Origin of the sequence: Nocardiopsis salina YIM 90010 (assembly GCF_000341025.1) — a bacterium.
In the GTDB taxonomy this organism is placed as follows: Bacteria; Actinomycetota; Actinomycetes; order Streptosporangiales; family Streptosporangiaceae; genus Nocardiopsis; species Nocardiopsis salina.
In genome coordinates this window covers 1-2,636 of sequence record NZ_ANBF01000258.1, presented here as the reverse complement: position 1 = coordinate 2,636, position 2,636 = coordinate 1, and the positions used below count along the sequence as shown (strand labels likewise).

4 protein-coding genes are annotated in these 2,636 nt (G+C 64.7%); 2 read left to right on the top strand and 2 right to left on the bottom strand.

The features are described 5' to 3' along the window. Nucleotides 1-119: 119 nt before the first annotated feature. A complete protein-coding gene (locus D474_RS0127005; protein WP_152477125.1) occupies nt 120-461 on the bottom strand; it encodes a hypothetical protein in 342 nt (113 codons plus the stop codon). After that, a complete protein-coding gene (locus tag D474_RS0127000) occupies nt 458-661 on the bottom strand; it encodes a helix-turn-helix transcriptional regulator (RefSeq protein WP_017616591.1) in 204 nt (67 codons plus the stop codon). Before D474_RS0127000 ends, D474_RS0127005 begins: the two co-directional genes overlap by 4 nt. Nucleotides 662-796: 135 nt before the next feature. On the opposite strand from D474_RS0127000, the gene D474_RS0126995 reads away from it, so the two are divergent. After that, nucleotides 797-1,321, top strand: coding sequence for a hypothetical protein (locus D474_RS0126995; protein ID WP_017616590.1), 525 nt, complete (start codon nt 797-799; stop codon nt 1,319-1,321). Between the two features lie 20 nt (nt 1,322-1,341). After that, on the top strand, nt 1,342-2,481 hold the full coding sequence (locus D474_RS0126990; protein WP_051051137.1) for a tyrosine-type recombinase/integrase: 1,140 nt from the start codon (nt 1,342-1,344) through the stop codon (nt 2,479-2,481). The last annotated feature ends 155 nt before the right edge of the window (nt 2,482-2,636 follow it).

Below are 2,636 nucleotides of genomic sequence, written 5' to 3'. Positions count from 1 at the left end.
GCTCCCCGGGTGCTTCCTGCCGCTACGGATCGGCAGGAGACGGAAACCGGCATCCGCGTAGGCGAAGGCAGCTTTCAGGGCGTCGGCGTCGGGGGCGAGTTCAGGAATGTGCGGAGTATTCACGTTGCCCCCTCCTCGCCGTGGTCGCATTCGAGGAGGGACGTACTGCACCAGGACTGGAGCGCTCGCGCCACGGGATCCTGTGCAACGGCTTGGTCGCAGAGGTGGCACTCGCCGGGGGCGACGATCTTCGGCGCCTGGTGGTTGCAGTCGATGCGGAGTCGGACGCCGACGGTGTCGATCCTTACGCTCTCCACCATCTGGTGTGCGAGGTCAGTGCAAAAGGCGCACTGGTCGTCGTAGTGCAAGTCGACTACGCTGGTGGGAGCTTGCTCGTTCATGTGAGCTTCTGTTCGACCCTCGGCCCTGCCCGGCCGGGGGTCGTTTTTGTGCGTGCTCATGCGGCCGCACCTCCCTGCGCGTTCGCGTCGAGCCACTTCTCGACGTCGGCCCACCGGTAGCGCACGTGGCGCCCCAGCTTGATCCACGCAGGCCCTTCCCCCTTCCAACGCCAGTTGGCCAGGGTCTGCGCAGGGATATCGGTGCACTCTGAGAGTTCCGTCGGGCTGACCAGACGCATCTGATCCACGGCCTTGGTCATAGCCACCCTTCCATGTAGTGAGCTCTTCCCGACGGGACTGTACCACCGACAGGGGTGAGCCACCAGCCTTGACGAGACTGACTCATATGTGAGTAAGCTTTGACGCCAACATCCCACCGCGTCACGATGGATCCCATGAGAATCACAGGCACCGTGCCCCAACGTGAGAACCCGATCATCGACCTTGGCCACAACCTCCGGGTCCCTACCTTCATCGATGTCCAAGGGACGGACGTGAACGGCTACGACCTCACGATGAAAGTCGAGTACACCCCTAGCAGCGGCCGGTACGAGTGCCGAACCCTCACTCTCACGACGCCGGACGCTGAGATCACGGGCGAGAGCCTGCGCTCGATCCCTGTTCAGAACATCCTCAAGGACGGGGTCGTTTCCGCCCTCAGCGCCGTAACCGCTCTCAACATGGGCGTGATCCCCCAGGACGTCACTGAAGGCGGCCCCACCACAAGCGCCCTTAGCTGGGTGTCCTATGTCTACCGGGTCGCATTGATCCTGGGTGAATCGCCTGTCCAAGGCGTCGCCGGGGCTCTGAACCTTCCGAAGTCCACTGCGAACCGATGGATCACCCGAGCGCGGGACCGAGGGCTCCTAGACGTACAAGACAAGCGCGGCCGTCGAGACAGAGAGGACTCTGACACGTGACCCGTGTATGGATCGACGACATGTCGACCAGAGCCAACTACCGCGAACGGGCGACAGCGGCGAGGAAGGCCAAGCGCACCCCACCTGGCCGCTGGAAGGTCCGCTACTACGATCCCGCCGGCCGGGAACGCGCCGAGACGTTCCAGAAGGAACCCCAAGCGCAGGCGAGGCGCGCCGAACTGGAAACCCAGCTCGGCCAAGGCACTTACCGTGATCCTCGCTCCGGTCGGGTCAAGTTCGCCGACGTCGCCGAAACCTGGTTCGCCGCACAGCACGACCTCAAACGGTCCACGAAAAACGGGTACCGGGACCACCTCGACCTGTACGTACTCCCCCAGTGGGGTGGGGTAGCGGTTGCCGACATCCGGCGTGATGACGTGGTTGCGTGGGTCGGGGAGTTGATCGACTCCCCCGGCGTGAATGGCGGAGGGCTCGGATCCTCCCAGGTTCGCAGGATCCACGGCGTTCTGTCCCTGGTTCTCGGGGCGGCCGTCGAGTCGAACAAGATCGCCGTGAACCCCGCGAAGGGCGTGAAGCTCCCGCGACTCCCAGAGAAGGACCACATCTACCTCAAGGACAACGAGGTGGAGGCCTTGGCTACAGCGGCGGGGGAGTACCGCCCGTTCGTCCTCCTGTTGGCTTACACGGGTCTGCGCTACGGCGAGGCGGCGGCAGTCCGGGTGCGCAGCGTGGACTTGGAGAGGCGCCGTGTGCGCGTCATCGAGTCGTTCGGTAGGGACGGCGGAGAGGTGTACGTCGACACACCCAAGACGCACGAACGCCGCACGGTCCCGATCCCACCGTTCCTCGTGGAGGAACTCGGCGCACTGGTGGCCAGCAGGTCCCCCGACTCGTGGGTGTTTACCTCACCGCAGGGTGGGCCCTTGAGGTACGACAACTTCCGGCGTCGGGTGTTCGGGCCTGCCGTAGTTGCCGCTGGCCTTGCCGCACAGGGTGTGACAGCGCACAAGCTGCGGCACACGGCGGCGTCATTGGCGATCGCGTCGGGTGCGGACGTGAAGGTGGTTCAGACGATGCTCGGGCACAAGACAGCGACGATGACGCTCGACACCTACGGGCACCTGTTCCCGGACCGGCTCGACGACGTCGCGGAGAAGATGAGCGCCCGTCGGACGGCCGCGCTCCGAGAGGCGGCGTGACCCGTGTCGTCTGAACCCATCCGGTCTGAATCCGGTTCAGGCCCCGGAAACAGAGAACGGGGACCCCGTTCGGGAGCCCCCGCCACTACGTCTGATCTGCTGTTTTCGTCTGGTGGAGCCAAGGGGAGTCGAACCCCTGACCTCTGGTATGCAAA